This is a genomic window from Rhizobium sp. 25PS6 (assembly GCF_032464655.1).
GTDB classification, from domain to species: domain Bacteria; phylum Pseudomonadota; class Alphaproteobacteria; order Rhizobiales; family Rhizobiaceae; genus Rhizobium; species Rhizobium laguerreae.
Genome location: NZ_JAWDIV010000005.1, coordinates 135465 through 148573, shown reverse-complemented (window position 1 = coordinate 148573; position 13109 = coordinate 135465). Strand labels below are relative to the sequence as shown.

The window sequence follows — 13109 nt, the reverse complement described above, 5'->3', positions numbered from 1 at the left end:
CTCTAACCTTTTGTTTTGACGCAATTCCGGACGGAAAACCGCTTCGCACTTTTCCTGGAATTGCTCTGAGAATACGCCGGGGATGAATCCCGGCGGGCATGTCCAGACTGTCCGAGGCATAAGATGGCAATTTCAGCGAAGACCAGATCGAGACAGGTGCTCATCGGGGAGCCGGACGCTGACGGCGGTCTGAACGACAACAACATGCATCCCGGCCACGAGCTTTCCGACCTGCGCAATGTGCAGCGGCAGCCGGCCGGCGAGGCGGTGGTCCACTACGCGCGCTTCGCGCAGATACCCTCCTTTCCCGATCATCCGGAAACCGAACCGACTGCCTCTGTCCCTGCGCCGCCGATGGATGCGGCGGTGGAAAAGCAGGGGGACGAGAAGAAGCCGGTGCGGCGACGGGTGGCGCTGACTTGCATCTGCTCGCTGATCTTTCACGCGACACTGGCGGCTGTGCTGCTGATTGCTTTCCCCAAAGCTCCGGAGGAGGCAATCGAAGAAGCCGGTCAGGCGATGAGCGTCGTCATGTATGGCGATTCCGATATCGACCAGGCTGCGGCCGGCGAGACCGAAACGACCATCCAGCAGGAAATCATTCCCGAAGAAGTGCAGCCTGACACGATCCAGCCGACGCAAACGGCGGAAGTTCAACCGGAAACCATGCAGCCGACCGAAGTTTCGCCCTTCGAAGCGCAGGATCCTATTCAGCAGGCGCCGGCACCGGAAGTGACGCGCGTTTCGCCCGAAACGGCCGCGGCCGTCGAGCCGGAGATTCTGGTGTCCGAGGTGCCGGCGGAGGAGTCCGTCGCGCAACCAATGTCGACGGTCGTTGCTGAACAGCAGCAGTTGCCGCTCGACGCAGTGCCGCCTGAAGTGCAGCCATCCGAGGTACAGCCAAGCGAGGTGCAACCTGCGGAAACCCTGCCGGAAGTCGCGGAGACTCCACAGGAGGTGAAGCCCGTAGAAACGACAGAAATTCAGCCGGAACCGGAACAGCCGCCCGAGGCTGTAACGCCGACGCCAAAGCCGAAAGTGGCAAAGGAAAAGCCCAAGCCGGTCGAGAAGAAGCGTCCGCCGCAGAAGGCCGCTGGCGACAAGGGAGAGGGGCAGCAGACGTCAACGCGTGGCGTCGCCGAAGGCAATTCATCGGCGCAATCCGACAACAGTTCGCAGGCCGCCAACGGCAATAACGGTGTGGGGACGGCCGCGACCGCAAACTATACAGGCAAGGTCCGTAGCCGTATTCGGCGTGCGATCAGGAAGCCCCGAGATGTCGAAGGCAGCGTTGTTGTCACCTTCTCAGTCAACGGCGGCGGCGGCCTGACCTCCGCTCGTGTCTCGCGTGGGTCCGGCGTTCCGGAGATCGATCAGCTTGCTCTCGATGCGGTGCGTCGTGCGGCACCTTTCAGCCCCCCGCCCGGTGGGCAGGCGATGACCATGTCAGCGCCTATCGAGGTCGCGCCACGATAATATGATAAAAATAATCAACTTTATACTTTACTCTAAAAATCAAGTTTAATAAAGTCCACCCGCACACGCAGGAATCGTGTGACGATCAACGAGCGAACGGGTGGCATATGGCTCGCAAGGGCAAGAAGGGTTTGAACCGGGAGGTCCGCGATAACGCGGGCGAGGACGCCGGTCAGGCATCCCTCGGGCGATCCAAACTGGATGGCCGCAGTTTCCTCTATGTCGGTGGCCGTGACTGCCAGGTGGCGCATCTTCGCCAGATCTGCAGCAATTTCGGCGCCGAGCTCATTCATCATGATGGCGGGTTGCGTGAAGCGGTTTCCCGCATCGATACCGTGCTTCCCTCGGTCGACTGCGTGTTCTGCCCGATCGACTGTATCAGCCACGATGCCTGCCTGCGTGTGAAGACCGGCTGCAAGAAATTCGGCAAGACCTTCATCCCGCTTCGCAACGGCAGCAAGTCCAGCCTGGAACGTGCGCTGCAGACGATGAACGAACGAGACAATTCCCGATGAACGACCAGCGCCCCGACGGCTTCGCCATGATCGGCCTGCATAAGCTCGCCGCGCAGACAGGCGAGGGCCTCGTGCCCGAACTCTACGAACTTTTCCAGCAGCATGCCGAACGCCAGCAGATCTACCAGAATGTGACGCTATTCCCGACCTGGGAAGCGCGCATGCCCGGGGAAGCGACAACAAGACCGCTTGGCCCAGCAGCGGCAAACGGCGATAATGTTCTCGCCTTTCCCTTGCGTTCTGCAAGGGCGGGCAAGAAGAAAGAGTAGGGAGATTCCATGTATATCGCAATGAACCGCTTCAAGGTTGCAACCGGGAGCGAAGGCGATTTCGAGACGGTCTGGCGCAATCGCGATTCCAGCCTGCCCGAGGTGCCCGGTTTCGTCGAATTCCGCCTGCTGCGCGGCAAGGCCAACGAAGAGGAGGGCTATACGCTCTATTCCTCGCACACGGTCTGGAAAAGCGAAGCGGATTTTCAGAACTGGACGAAGTCCGAGAGTTTTCGCGCAGCGCACCGCAATGCCGGCGATCACAAGGCGATCTACAAGGGGCCGCCGGTCTTCGAGGGCTTCAACGTCGTCGACGGCATTTAACTGCGGTCGATACGGTTTCGCCTTTCGGTTGGGTGCCAAAGGCGTGTGAGCTTGGCCTCCTCTTCTCCCCAGCGGGGAGAAGGTGGCCCGAAGGGTCGGCTGAGGGGGCCACACGGCACGCCATTCATTGCCCTTTGCTGCGCTCAGCGCATTCGCGGCTTTGCCGCTCACCCCCTCAACCGCCTGCCGGCACCTTCTCCCCGCTGGGGAGAAGAGACGTGTGGCGGCGTCTTCGCCCTCCTTCTCCGTCGAGTGAGAAGATCGGAACTGTTCGTTGAGCAACGCTCCGAACCGTCGATCTCAAGTCCTGACGCGCAGAACCGCGCCTGCCGCAACGGCCAGCCAGCCAAGCATCATCGCCCAGCCGCCGGTCGGCGCGGCATAGGGGAAGAGGCCGGAGCCGGAAAAGCGCAGGGTGACGAGATCGCCCGCAAAAAGCAGCGTTCCGACAATCATCAGCAAACCGGCCAGCCAGGCGGTTTTAAGCTTGGCGTTGCCGAGAGCCAATGCCAGCAGGGCAGGGGCGTGGGCAAGGCACATGGCAGATGCGGATGCCGCAAGATTGGCCTCGCCACCGCCATGGGCAGCAAGGGCGGCAAGCGCCACGCCGGCTACGCCAAACAAGCCGGCGAACAGATAGAACACCGGCTCCAGACGCGCGTTCAAGCTCATGGTTGCTCCTTGTTGTCGGGGGCCCTGTTCTGCATGTGATAGGCGAGCCGTTCCACCGGCGCCCAGATGAGATCGCGCAGCGCCTGGCTTGATATCGTCTCGTCCAGGGCACGGCGGAAGCAGAGCAGCCACTCGTCGCGCTCGACAGGGCCGATCTCGGCGACGAAATGGCGGCTGCGCAGACGCGATTGGCCGCGCTTGTCGGTATAGAGCGGCGGGCCGCCGAGATAACCGGTCATATATTCGTAGAATTTCTCTTCGCTGCCCTTAAGGCTCGGCGGGTGCACGGCGCGCACGTTTCTCGCCTCCGGCAGTTCGTCCATCAGCTCATAGAAGCGGTGTGTCAGTGCCCGCACGCCAGGATCGCCGCCGATCGCCTGATATAAAGTGGTGACCTTCTCCGTCACGAAACCATCCCCATTGCCTCAACCATTCCCCGGCCTCTTCATGCACCGGGTGGAAAATGATCGCAACTGTCATCAAGGTGCCGCGGCATTTCGCGCATAATGCCGGCACGGCAGGGGTCCCAGCCAATCCTAATTGACAAAACCGTCCGGACGGTATCTTTTATCTACATGTCGAACGCTCATCATCGCAAGAAACAACCGGTGCTCGTGCGCCAGCAATTGCTGGAGGTCGCCGCGCGCCTTGCTGCCAGCGACGGCATGGCCGCCGTCACGCTTGATGCGGTTTCCGCCGCCTCCAGCGTCAGCAAGGGTGGGCTGCTGCATCACTTCCCGACGAAAAATGCGCTGCTCGATGCCCTGTTCGAGAGCCTGCTCGAAAAGTTCGACGCCGATATAGAGGAACTGATGCGCGGCGATCCGCTACCGCAGGGGCGCTTCACCCGCGCCTATCTCAGGGCGGTATCCGGTCTCAAGGAGCGTCCCGACGATTCCAGGAGTTGGACGCAGGTGACGATCGCGCTTCTTGCCGAACCCCGGCTGCGTCTTCGCTGGCGCCAATGGGTGCAGACGCGGGCCGAGGAATATATCGGCACTGACTCCTCCCTCGACGCACAAGTCGTGCGTTTCGCCGCCGACGGACTTTGGTTCGCAGATACGTTGGAAAGCCACGATATCAACGGCGTTTTGAGGCGGGATCTCATCGATCGCCTTGTCGAACTGACCAGCAAGTAATTCGAAAAGGAATGCGCCATGAGCCAGGCCGCCGTCTACGGGCTGCTGTTTGCAGCCATCGTGCTCGAGGTCATCGGCACGACCGCACTGCAACTGTCGCAGCAGTTCACCCGCATCGGGCCGACGGCACTCGTCGTCGCCTGTTACGCGGCCGCCTTCTATTGCCTGTCGCTGACGCTGAAAACCATCCCCGTCGGTATCGCCTACGCGATTTGGAGCGCTTTGGGAATCGTGCTGATTTCCTCGGTCGGCCTGGTGTTCTTCAAGCAGCGCCTCGACCTGCCAGCAATCGTCGGCCTCGGGCTGATCATAACAGGCGTTTTGGTCGTCAATCTATTTTCTAAATCGGTTTCCCATTGATATCGCTGTGATATTGCCAGTCTGTTTTTCTGCCTTAGGTCGGTAAATTTTCCCCTTTGTCAAAATACTGACAAAGGTCTATGTGTTCCTTGGACGTGGAGGAGACGAGGCGCAGCCACCGCCGTTTTCCAAAGCGCTTTGAACCCTGCCTTCCCGCCTATCGATATTTCCAGGTCCTACAGGAGCACATCATGGCCATTCGCACCGTCGTATGGGGAGAGAATATCCACGAGAATAGCAATGAGATCGTCCGGGGGATCTATCCCGAAGGCATGCACACGACGATCGCCAAGGCGCTGAACACCGATCCAACTATCTCGGCGACGACGGCGACGCTGCAGGAGCCGGAACACGGCCTCAGCGAAGCCCGCCTTACCGAGACCGACGTCTTGACCTGGTGGGGCCACAAGGATCACGGCGCAGTTTCCGATGTCGTTGTCGAGCGTGTCGCCAAGCGCGTCTGGGAGGGCATGGGCCTGCTGGTGCTGCATTCCGGCCATTTCTCCAAGATCTTCAAGCGGCTGATGGGCACGCCCTGCGCGCTGAAATGGCGCGAGGCGGGTGAGCGCGAGCGTTTGTGGACGATCAACCAGCGCCATCCGATCGCCGCCGGCATCGGAGAGCATTTCGAGCTTGAGAACGAGGAAATGTACGGCGAGCAGTTTTCGGTGCCGGAACCGCTCGAAACGGTGTTCATCTCCTGGTTCCAGGGCGGCGAAGTGTTCCGCTCGGGCCTGACCTGGCGCCGCGGCGCCGGCAACATCTTCTATTTCCGCCCCGGCCACGAGACCTATCCGACCTATCACGACGTCAATGTCCAGAAGGTGCTGATCAACGGCGTGAAGTGGGCCTATAACCCTGAGGGGGCGTTGACTGGTATCACCGATGCTCCAAATGTGCCGGTAGAAACAGCACTGGAGCCGATCGTCGAACGCGGCCCGAGACTGCACCAGGCCGGCGAAGCCGGTTACCGCTGAGGAGCATCCATGCGACTACTCGTTCTTGGCACGGGGGTGATGGCGAAAAACCAGCTCGCCCGCTTCCCCCTCATCGACGGCGTGACGGTGGTCGGCGCCGTCGACACCGATCCCGAGCGGCTTTCGGCCTTCGCCGACAAGTTCAACATCGAAAAGCGATTTCTTTCATTGGAGGAGGCGATCGCCTGGGGTGAATTCGATGCGGCGACAAATGTCACGCCCGACCGCATCCATCACCCGACGACGATGGCGCTGATTGCTGCGGGCAAGCACGTCTTCTGCGAAAAGCCGCTGGCGGAGAACTATGTGAAGGCGCTGGAGATGACGGAGGCGGCCGAAAAGGCCGGCGTCATCAACATGGTCAACCTCACCTATCGCAACGTCGCGCCGCTGCAGCGCGCCCGCGAGATGGTGCTCGCCGGCGAGCTCGGCACGATCAGACACGTGGAAGCCTCCTATCTCCAGAGCTGGCTGGTGTCGCGTGCCTGGGGCGACTGGCGCACGGAATCGACCTGGCTGTGGCGGCTTTCCACCGGCCACGGTTCGAACGGCGTGCTCGGAGACGTCGGCATCCATATTCTCGATTTCGCCGCCTATGGCGCGGCGACCGACATCGATCACGTCTTTGCGCGGCTGAAGACCTTCAACAAGGCGCCGGGCGGCCAGATCGGCGAATATCTGCTCGATGCCAATGACAGCTTCACCATGTCTGTCGATTTCGCCAACGGCGCGCTCGGCGTCATCCATGCCAGCCGCTGGGCGACAGGGCATCTGAACGAGTTGAAGCTGCGCATTTATGGCGAGAGGGGCAGCCTCGAGGTCATCCATCGTCCCAGTGGTTCCGAGCTGCATGGCTGCCTCGGCGAGGATGTCGAAACCGCCACCTGGACGAAGATCGAGGTTGAACCGGTGGCGACCAACTACCAACGTTTTGCCGAGGCCGTGGCAAGCGGCATCCAGCCAGACCCGAACTTCCGCCACGCCGCCAACCTGCAGAAGGTGCTCGACCTTGCGATGGTGACCGAGCGCGAGCGGCGCGAGCTGAAGGTTTGATCCGCCCGATCAAACAGCACGACCGCCGTCCTTTCGGGGCGGCGGTTTTCGCTAGAAGAAAGGGTCCGTGGGAGCCGTACCCTTTCTTCCTGTTTATTCAATCACCTGCACCACGCGGTGGGTGCGGGGTTCGACGATCACACGGCGATCGTTGATGACCGTGTAAGCATATTTCGGATTGTCAGGCACCGGCGTCACGACGACATCCGCCGGAAGCGGCTTGCCGACGACAATCGGTTCCTGGACGACCACAGAAGCGGTCGGGGCCGGCTGCTGCTGGACATAGGTGACGACCTCGCGCGGCGGCGGATCGATCACTGCGCCGGCGACACCGCCGGCCACGCCGCCAACGGCAGCACCCACAGGACCGCCGACGATTGCGCCGGTGATGGCGCCGCCGGCTGCACCGGTGACGGCTCCGTCAGCGAGCGCATTGGTGGCGAGCGACGACAGCGCAAGGGCGCTGGAGACAAGTAGGATCTTGTACATTTTGCTTCTCCTTTGCTGGGGTTGCGCTTGGGTAACGACCGCGCCAATCCGAGGTTCCGGCAGGAGAGAGTCACGCTTTGGACGGCCGGTTCACATAATGTGAGGCAGCTGAAGCATGGGTCCGAAGGCATTATTCAAGCCGCCGGCGGAAAAGCCAGGCGGCGGCGCTGAGCGTAACAGTGGCGATCAGCGCTAGTGGGATTGTCTGGTTCACCACCTCGCTCAGCGGAATATCCTTGAGGAAGACGCCTTTGACGATCACCAGGAAATAGCGCAGCGGATTGATCAGTGTCATCGGCTGCAGCCACCCCGGCATGTTCTCGATCGGCGTCGCGAAGCCTGAGAGCAGCATGGCGGGGACCATGAACAGGAAAGCGCCGAGGATCGCCTGCTGCTGTGTCATCGACAGCGCCGAAATGAACAGGCCGAGGCCGGCGACCGAACCGAGATAGAAGATTGCGCTGCCGTAAAGCAGGAAGAGCGAGCCGCGCAGCGGCACGTCGAAGAGGAAGACGGCGGCCAGGATATAGACGGTGATGTGGAAGAGGCCGATCATCATCGGCGGGATCAGCTTGCCGATCAGGATCTCGTGGATCCGCAGCGGCGAGACCATCAACTGGTCGAAGGTGCCGAGCTCGCGCTCGCGAGCGATCGACAGCGCCGTGACGATGAGGCCGATCAGCAGCGCGATGCTGGCGATCAGGTTCGGCACCATGAACCATTGATAGGTGAGGTTCGGGTTGAACCAGTTGCGCGGCACCGTCGAGACGATATCTGCGCCGGCACGTTTGCCGGCCGGCGTCTCGGCGGCGAGGGCGGCGCCGATCTGGGAGAGATAGCCCGCGACGATCTGCGAGGCGTTGGAGCGGCGGCCGTCGAGCACCACCTGCAGGTCGGCCGGCGCTCCCGCCTCAATATTGCGCGAAAAGTCCGGCCCGATCTGAACGACGGCAATGGCAGTTTGGTTGTCGATCGCCACCCGGTCGTCTGCTTGGCTTCCTGCAATCTCGATCTTCCGGAAGGTCGGCGAGCCGTCGATGCGCTCGATCAGTTCCTGGCCCCAGTGACCGCTGTCGCGGTTGAGGATCATCACGTCGACATTGCGGACTTCGAGCGTCGCCGCATAGGAGAAGACGAGAAGCTGGACGATCGGCGGGCCGATCAGGATGGCGCGGCCCTTGGGATCACGCAGGACGGCGAGCAGTTCCTTGACGATCAGGGCGTAGAGCCTTGCCCACATCTCAACCGATCCTCTTTCTGGTGCTGCGGGCCGCCAGCACGAACATGATGGCGCCGATCGTCAGCATCACGCCGATCGCCTCCAGAAACATCGGCCAGATGTCGCCGGCCAGGAACACCGTCTGCAGGCTGGGGATCAGGTAGCGCGCCGGCACGATGAAGGTGATCCACTGGATCACGGTCGGCATGGAATTGATCTCGAAGAGGAAGCCAGACAGCAGGAAAGCAGGGAGAAAGGCCGAGATCAGCGCCAGCTGCGAGGCAAGGAACTGGTTCTTCGTGGCGGTCGATATCAACAGGCCCTGGCCGAGCGCCGGAATCAGGAAAGCGGCCGACAGTGCATAAAGAGCAGCGACGGAGCCGCGGAACGGCACGCCGAAGAGAAAGACCGCAAGCAGCACGCAAAGCGTCATCGAGGTGAGGCCGAGCAGGAAATAGGGCAGGATCTTGCCGGCGAGCAGTTCGACCGCCGTCACCGGCGTCGCCATCATCGCCTCCATCGTGCCTCGCTCCCATTCGCGGGCGACGACGAGCGAGGTCAGAAGCGTGCCGACTAGCGTCATGACGATGGCGATCGAGCCGGGCACAAGGAAATTGCGGCTGGTTAGTTCGGGATTGAACCAGAAGCGCTGCTCGACTGAAATGGCGGGACTGTGGGAGGCGACGTCCGCCTGCCTCTGCCGCTCCCAGTTGGCAACAGTGCCCTGGGCATAGTTCTGCACGAAATTCGCCGTGTTCGGTTCGGAGCCATCGACGATCACCTGGATATCGGGGCGGTTGCCGGCGGTGTAGCGCGTGGTGAAGTCGGCGGGGATGACGACGATGCCGCGCAGCTTGCCGAGCACGAGGTCTTCCTCGAACAGACGCCGGTCGCGGCCGATGGCCACATCGAAATAGCGCGAAGCCTGGAAACTGGCCGACAGATCCTGCGTCAGCGGCGTCATCTCCTCGGTCACGAGGCCGATGCGGGTGCGGGTGGTATCGAGCGAGACGCCGTAGCCGAAAAGAAAAAGCAGAATCAGCGGCAGTACGAAGGCGATGAGGATGCTGCTCGGATCGCGGATCGCCTGAAAGCTTTCCTTGCGCACGAGCGCCTGGAGACGCCGCATCCGGCCGGAAGAGGTGCTCATGCGGCATCCTCCTTCTCGGATTGCTGTACCAGGGCGATGAAGGCATCCTCCATCGTCGGGTCGGGCAGCTCCTTGGTCGCGACGCGGGCCTTCAATTCATCGGGCGACCCGAGCGCGATCGAGCGGCCGCGATAGATCAGCGAGATGCGGTCGCAATATTCCGCCTCGTCCATGAAATGGGTGGTGACGAGCACGGTGACGCCCTTTTCGACCAGCGCATTGATATGCGTCCAGAATTCGCGCCGGGCGATCGGATCGACGCCGGAGGTCGGTTCGTCGAGGAAGAGGGCGCGTGGCTCGTGCATGACGGCGCAGGCAAGCGCCAACCGCTGTTTCAGGCCAAGCGGCAGGTCTTTGGCCGGCTGGCTGACATGGCGCCCGAAATCGAAGATGCCGGCCATCAGCTCGATGCGCTCGCGCCGGTGTCTTCCGCGAAGGCCATAGACGCCGGAGAAGAATTCGAGGTTCTGCATGACGGTCAGATCGCCGTAGAGCGAGAATTTCTGCGCCATATAGCCAAGCTGGTTGCGGGCCTCGGCGGCATCGCGGCGAAGGTCGAAACCGGCAACGCGGCCTTCTCCGCCGGTCGGCTTCAACAGGCCGCAGAGCATCTTGAAGGTGGTGGATTTGCCGGCGCCGTTCGGGCCGAGCAGGCCGAAGATTTCGCCGCGGCGGATATCGAAGCTGATATTGTCGGCAGCGGTGAAATCGCCGAAGCGCTTGGTCAGCCCCTTGGCCTCGATCACCGGCCGGTCGTCATCGCCCTTCGTCGGCTCTTGCGCCTCGGCCAGCCTCGAACGGCCGCCAGGACCACCGCCCAGCATGTCGATGAAAGCATCCTCGAAGCGCGGCGGGGCAGGGGTGAGCGTTGCGCCATCGCCGGCCGAGCCGATATCCGGTTTCTTGTCCCTGGCGGCGACGAGGCGGATCGCTTCGCCCTGGATCACGCCGTCGATGACGCCATCGGCCTGCAGAAGCCCGGCGAGCACCTGCCGGCGGCGCCCTGTCATGCCCGAGACGCGGAAAACCCGGTCGTTGACGCGACCGGTCATGTCATCAGGTTTTCCCGAAAAGAGCAGCTTTCCCTGGTTCAAGAGCAGCACATGGTCGCAGGCTTCAGCTTCGTCGAGATAGGCGGTCGACCAAAGGACGCCGATGCCTTCCTTCGTCAGGTTCTCGACCATCTTCCAGAGGTCGCGGCGCGAGATCGGGTCGACGCCGACGCCCGGCTCGTCGAGCAGCAGCAGGCGCGGCTTCTTCAGAAGCGCGCAGGCAAGGCCGAGCTTCTGCTTCATGCCGCCGGAGAGCTTTCCGGCGAGCCTACCGGTGAAGCGCTTGAGGTCGGTAAAAGTGAGCAGCTCGTCGAAGGCGCTTGCGCGTTCGCTCTTCGGCAGGCCCCGCAGATCGGCATAGAGATCGAGGTTTTCCTGCACCGAAAGGTCCTCATAGAGACCGAAGCGCTGCGGCATGTAGCCGATCGCCGCCTGGATGCCGGCGGGGTTCTTGCGCGTGTCGAAGCCGAGAACCTCCATCGTTCCCGTGTCGGGCAGCATCAGGCCGGTCATCAGGCGGATCAGCGTCGTTTTGCCGGCGCCGTCAGGGCCGACGAGACCGGTGATTGCGCCGCCGCCGATCATGCCGGAGACGGCGTCAAGAGCGGCTGGCGCATCGCCGAAGCGCTTGGTGACACCGTCGATCCGGACGAGCGGCTTGTCGCCCCGGCCGGTCTCGGCGGCGGTCATTGTCCGCCCGCCGTCGGCGTTGGAAAACGCACGGTGACCGGCATGCCCTGGCGCAGATCCGGGCCGGGCTTGTCGATGACAACACGCAGGCGATAGACGAGGTCGGTCCTAAGTTCCGGCGTTTCCACCGATTTCGGGGTGAATTCGGCAACCGGCGAGATGAAGCCTATCGTGCCTTCATAGGGTTTGTCGGGCGCCGTATCGGAGGTGACCGCAACCTTCATGCCGGGATGGATGCGGCCGAGATCGGGTTCGGCGACATAGGTGCGCACCCAGACGGGTTCTGTCAGCGACAGCACGAACACAGTGTCTGCCGGCGAGACGATCGCGCCATTCTCTCTGACGCGGGAGAGGATGACGCCGTCGTTCGGCGCGCGCAGTTCGGTATCATCAAGCGAGGTGCGGGCGGAGGCAAGCGTTGCCTGCGCCGCCTTCAACTGGGCGTCGGCGGCGGCGATATCCTCGACACGGGAGCCTTCCAGCAGCAGTTTCAACGCCTCGTTGGCGGAGTCGGAGCGTGCGGCGGCCATGGCCCTTGCAGCGGTCGCCTGATCAAGGCTGGCCTCGGAGATCGTGCCCTGCGGGCGCAACTGGCGGGCGCGGTCATAGGCGAGATTGGCATTGCGGAGATCGGCGATACTTTCGTCATAGGCGGCGCGCGCCTGGGCGATCTCTGTCGGCCGCGGACCGGCCTTCAGCTTGTCGAGCGTTGCCTGGAGGGCTGCGACATTGGCTTCGCCCGAGCGGACCGCGAATTCATAGGGTGCCGCATCGAGCTTTGCCAGAACCGTTCCCGTTTTGACGACGTCGCCTTCGTCGGTATGGAGTTCGGCGAGACGGCCGCTGACACGGAACCCGAGCGAGACCTGGCGGATATCGACATTGCCGTAAAGGACGAATTCGCGGCTGGGCTCAGGCAACCAGCCGAGCTTTTGGGGCAGGGCGTACCACCAGGCGGCGGCACCCGCCGCAACGAGAAGAAGGATGGCAATGGGAAGGATGCGTTTCATGCTGCACTTCCTTTCGATGCGCCGATGGCATCGACCAGCTCTGCAGCCAGGCCGCGCACGGTTTCCACCTGTTCCGGGCCGACGCCATCCCACTCCATCTGGGCGAGCACGGCTGCATGGGCGACGCGAAAGACGAGAATGCTGCCGAGAAGGGTGAAGGTGCGCAGGCGCACATGTTCCGAGGCGGGGTCCTCATGAAGGATGGCGCCGATCAGCCGCCGGCTCATCTCGATCATCGGCCGCATGAGGCCCTGATAGATCCGTGTGAAGGCTTCTGTCGGCTCCATCTGCTCGCGGATCAGGAAGCGCGCCCAGGATTCGGACTCCTTGCCGACGAACAGCGTCACCATGGTCTGCAAAATCTCGGTCAGGAAATGGCGAGCCTCCGCTTCACCAAGCGGTTTGCCTGCAGCGTCGAGCGCCAGCAGATGCTCGCCGACGCGCGCCCTCATGTCACCGACATGCGTATTGATCCGCATCATCAGATATTCGGCGGTGGCGATGTAGAGACCTTCCTTGCTGCCGAAATAATAGGGGATTGCCTGCAGGTTGACGCCGGCCGCTTCCGTGAGCTGGCGCGTCGAAGCGCCGTCGAAACCATAACGGCCGAAGACGTCGAGGGCGGCGGATAGCATCTTCTGACGCGCGATCTCGGCACGGGCGGAGGCTGGTGAAGGTTGGTTATCGCGTTCCTGAGTCATGACGGGTTTATAA

At 62.3% G+C, this 13109-nt stretch carries 16 protein-coding genes; 8 read left to right on the top strand and 8 right to left on the bottom strand.

All coding sequences use genetic code 11. The features are described 5' to 3' along the window. The first annotated feature begins 123 nt into the window (after window positions 1-123). The 4 genes from RWK44_RS09305 (at window position 124) to RWK44_RS09290 (ending at window position 2584) form a co-directional block, all read left to right on the top strand. On the top strand, window positions 124-1476 hold the full coding sequence (locus tag RWK44_RS09305) for an energy transducer TonB family protein (protein ID WP_222011519.1): 1353 nt from the start codon (window positions 124-126) through the stop codon (window positions 1474-1476). Window positions 1477-1583: 107 nt separating this feature from the next. Further along, on the top strand, window positions 1584-1991 hold the full coding sequence (locus RWK44_RS09300; RefSeq protein WP_131665189.1) for a DUF2325 domain-containing protein: 408 nt from the start codon (window positions 1584-1586) through the stop codon (window positions 1989-1991). Beyond that, window positions 1988-2260 carry a hypothetical protein gene (locus RWK44_RS09295; protein WP_131665188.1) on the top strand — a complete coding sequence of 91 codons (273 nt, stop codon included), beginning with the start codon at window positions 1988-1990 and terminating at the stop codon, window positions 2258-2260. The genes RWK44_RS09300 and RWK44_RS09295 overlap by 4 nt, the downstream gene beginning before the upstream one ends. Window positions 2261-2269: 9 nt before the next feature. Further along, a complete protein-coding gene (locus RWK44_RS09290; RefSeq protein WP_027663899.1) occupies window positions 2270-2584 on the top strand; it encodes an antibiotic biosynthesis monooxygenase family protein in 315 nt (104 codons plus the stop codon). Between the two features lie 300 nt (window positions 2585-2884). On the opposite strand, the gene RWK44_RS09285 is transcribed toward RWK44_RS09290, so the two are convergent. Continuing rightward, window positions 2885-3256, bottom strand: coding sequence for a DUF423 domain-containing protein (locus tag RWK44_RS09285; protein WP_131665187.1), 372 nt, complete (start codon window positions 3254-3256; stop codon window positions 2885-2887). Beyond that, the gene (locus tag RWK44_RS09280; protein ID WP_316028704.1) at window positions 3253-3663 is read right to left on the bottom strand and encodes a group II truncated hemoglobin; all 411 of its coding nucleotides are present in this window, start codon (window positions 3661-3663) and stop codon (window positions 3253-3255) included. The genes RWK44_RS09285 and RWK44_RS09280 overlap by 4 nt, the downstream gene beginning before the upstream one ends. A 168-nt stretch (window positions 3664-3831) precedes the next feature. Here RWK44_RS09280 and RWK44_RS09275 point away from each other — a divergent pair, with 168 nt between their 5' ends. The 4 genes from RWK44_RS09275 to RWK44_RS09260 all read left to right on the top strand — a co-directional run bounded on the left by RWK44_RS09275 (window position 3832) and on the right by RWK44_RS09260 (window position 6785). Beyond that, window positions 3832-4395: a TetR/AcrR family transcriptional regulator gene (locus RWK44_RS09275; RefSeq protein ID WP_131665185.1), complete on the top strand. Its 564-nt coding sequence runs from the start codon at window positions 3832-3834 to the stop codon at window positions 4393-4395. An 18-nt stretch (window positions 4396-4413) separates the two neighbouring features. Beyond that, window positions 4414-4755, top strand: coding sequence for an SMR family transporter (locus tag RWK44_RS09270; RefSeq protein ID WP_131665184.1), 342 nt, complete (start codon window positions 4414-4416; stop codon window positions 4753-4755). A gap of 191 nt (window positions 4756-4946) precedes the next feature. Then, on the top strand, window positions 4947-5732 hold the full coding sequence (locus RWK44_RS09265; protein WP_316028703.1) for a ThuA domain-containing protein: 786 nt from the start codon (window positions 4947-4949) through the stop codon (window positions 5730-5732). 9 nt (window positions 5733-5741) lie between these two features. After that, window positions 5742-6785: a Gfo/Idh/MocA family protein gene (locus tag RWK44_RS09260; protein WP_131665183.1), complete on the top strand. Its 1044-nt coding sequence runs from the start codon at window positions 5742-5744 to the stop codon at window positions 6783-6785. A gap of 93 nt (window positions 6786-6878) precedes the next feature. Here the strand turns inward: RWK44_RS09260 and RWK44_RS09255 are convergent, their stop codons facing one another. From RWK44_RS09255 to RWK44_RS09230, 6 genes are all read right to left on the bottom strand, one after another. Next, window positions 6879-7274, bottom strand: coding sequence for a DUF1236 domain-containing protein (locus RWK44_RS09255; protein ID WP_017961691.1), 396 nt, complete (start codon window positions 7272-7274; stop codon window positions 6879-6881). A gap of 130 nt (window positions 7275-7404) precedes the next feature. Beyond that, a complete protein-coding gene (locus tag RWK44_RS09250) occupies window positions 7405-8514 on the bottom strand; it encodes an ABC transporter permease (protein ID WP_316028702.1) in 1110 nt (369 codons plus the stop codon). Window position 8515: 1 nt separating this feature from the next. Beyond that, window positions 8516-9643, bottom strand: coding sequence for an ABC transporter permease (locus RWK44_RS09245; RefSeq protein ID WP_168284590.1), 1128 nt, complete (start codon window positions 9641-9643; stop codon window positions 8516-8518). After that, window positions 9640-11385, bottom strand: coding sequence for an ATP-binding cassette domain-containing protein (locus RWK44_RS09240; RefSeq protein ID WP_168284589.1), 1746 nt, complete (start codon window positions 11383-11385; stop codon window positions 9640-9642). Before RWK44_RS09240 ends, RWK44_RS09245 begins: the two co-directional genes overlap by 4 nt. Next, complete coding sequence (hlyD, locus tag RWK44_RS09235) at window positions 11382-12395, bottom strand: secretion protein HlyD (RefSeq protein WP_168284588.1); 1014 nt, start codon at window positions 12393-12395, stop codon at window positions 11382-11384. Before hlyD ends, RWK44_RS09240 begins: the two co-directional genes overlap by 4 nt. Then, a complete protein-coding gene (locus RWK44_RS09230) occupies window positions 12392-13096 on the bottom strand; it encodes a CerR family C-terminal domain-containing protein (protein ID WP_168284587.1) in 705 nt (234 codons plus the stop codon). Before RWK44_RS09230 ends, hlyD begins: the two co-directional genes overlap by 4 nt. Between the last annotated feature and the right edge of the window lie 13 nt (window positions 13097-13109).

What these genes read in the sequence shown, in the direction of transcription:
- RWK44_RS09305 (WP_222011519.1), top strand. Translation starts at nt 124, where the DNA reads ATGGCAATTTCAGCGAAGACCAGATCGAGACAGGTGCTCATCGGGGAG.
- RWK44_RS09300 (WP_131665189.1), top strand. Translation starts at nt 1,584, where the DNA reads ATGGCTCGCAAGGGCAAGAAGGGTTTGAACCGGGAGGTCCGCGATAAC.
- RWK44_RS09295 (WP_131665188.1), top strand. Translation starts at nt 1,988, where the DNA reads ATGAACGACCAGCGCCCCGACGGCTTCGCCATGATCGGCCTGCATAAG.
- RWK44_RS09290 (WP_027663899.1), top strand. Translation starts at nt 2,270, where the DNA reads ATGTATATCGCAATGAACCGCTTCAAGGTTGCAACCGGGAGCGAAGGC.
- RWK44_RS09285 (WP_131665187.1), bottom strand. Translation starts at nt 3,256, where the DNA reads ATGAGCTTGAACGCGCGTCTGGAGCCGGTGTTCTATCTGTTCGCCGGC.
- RWK44_RS09275 (WP_131665185.1), top strand. Translation starts at nt 3,832, where the DNA reads ATGTCGAACGCTCATCATCGCAAGAAACAACCGGTGCTCGTGCGCCAG.
- RWK44_RS09270 (WP_131665184.1), top strand. Translation starts at nt 4,414, where the DNA reads ATGAGCCAGGCCGCCGTCTACGGGCTGCTGTTTGCAGCCATCGTGCTC.
- RWK44_RS09265 (WP_316028703.1), top strand. Translation starts at nt 4,947, where the DNA reads ATGGCCATTCGCACCGTCGTATGGGGAGAGAATATCCACGAGAATAGC.
- RWK44_RS09260 (WP_131665183.1), top strand. Translation starts at nt 5,742, where the DNA reads ATGCGACTACTCGTTCTTGGCACGGGGGTGATGGCGAAAAACCAGCTC.
- RWK44_RS09255 (WP_017961691.1), bottom strand. Translation starts at nt 7,274, where the DNA reads ATGTACAAGATCCTACTTGTCTCCAGCGCCCTTGCGCTGTCGTCGCTC.
- RWK44_RS09250 (WP_316028702.1), bottom strand. Translation starts at nt 8,514, where the DNA reads ATGTGGGCAAGGCTCTACGCCCTGATCGTCAAGGAACTGCTCGCCGTC.
- RWK44_RS09245 (WP_168284590.1), bottom strand. Translation starts at nt 9,643, where the DNA reads ATGAGCACCTCTTCCGGCCGGATGCGGCGTCTCCAGGCGCTCGTGCGC.
- RWK44_RS09240 (WP_168284589.1), bottom strand. Translation starts at nt 11,385, where the DNA reads ATGACCGCCGCCGAGACCGGCCGGGGCGACAAGCCGCTCGTCCGGATC.
- hlyD (WP_168284588.1), bottom strand. Translation starts at nt 12,395, where the DNA reads ATGAAACGCATCCTTCCCATTGCCATCCTTCTTCTCGTTGCGGCGGGT.
- RWK44_RS09230 (WP_168284587.1), bottom strand. Translation starts at nt 13,096, where the DNA reads ATGACTCAGGAACGCGATAACCAACCTTCACCAGCCTCCGCCCGTGCC.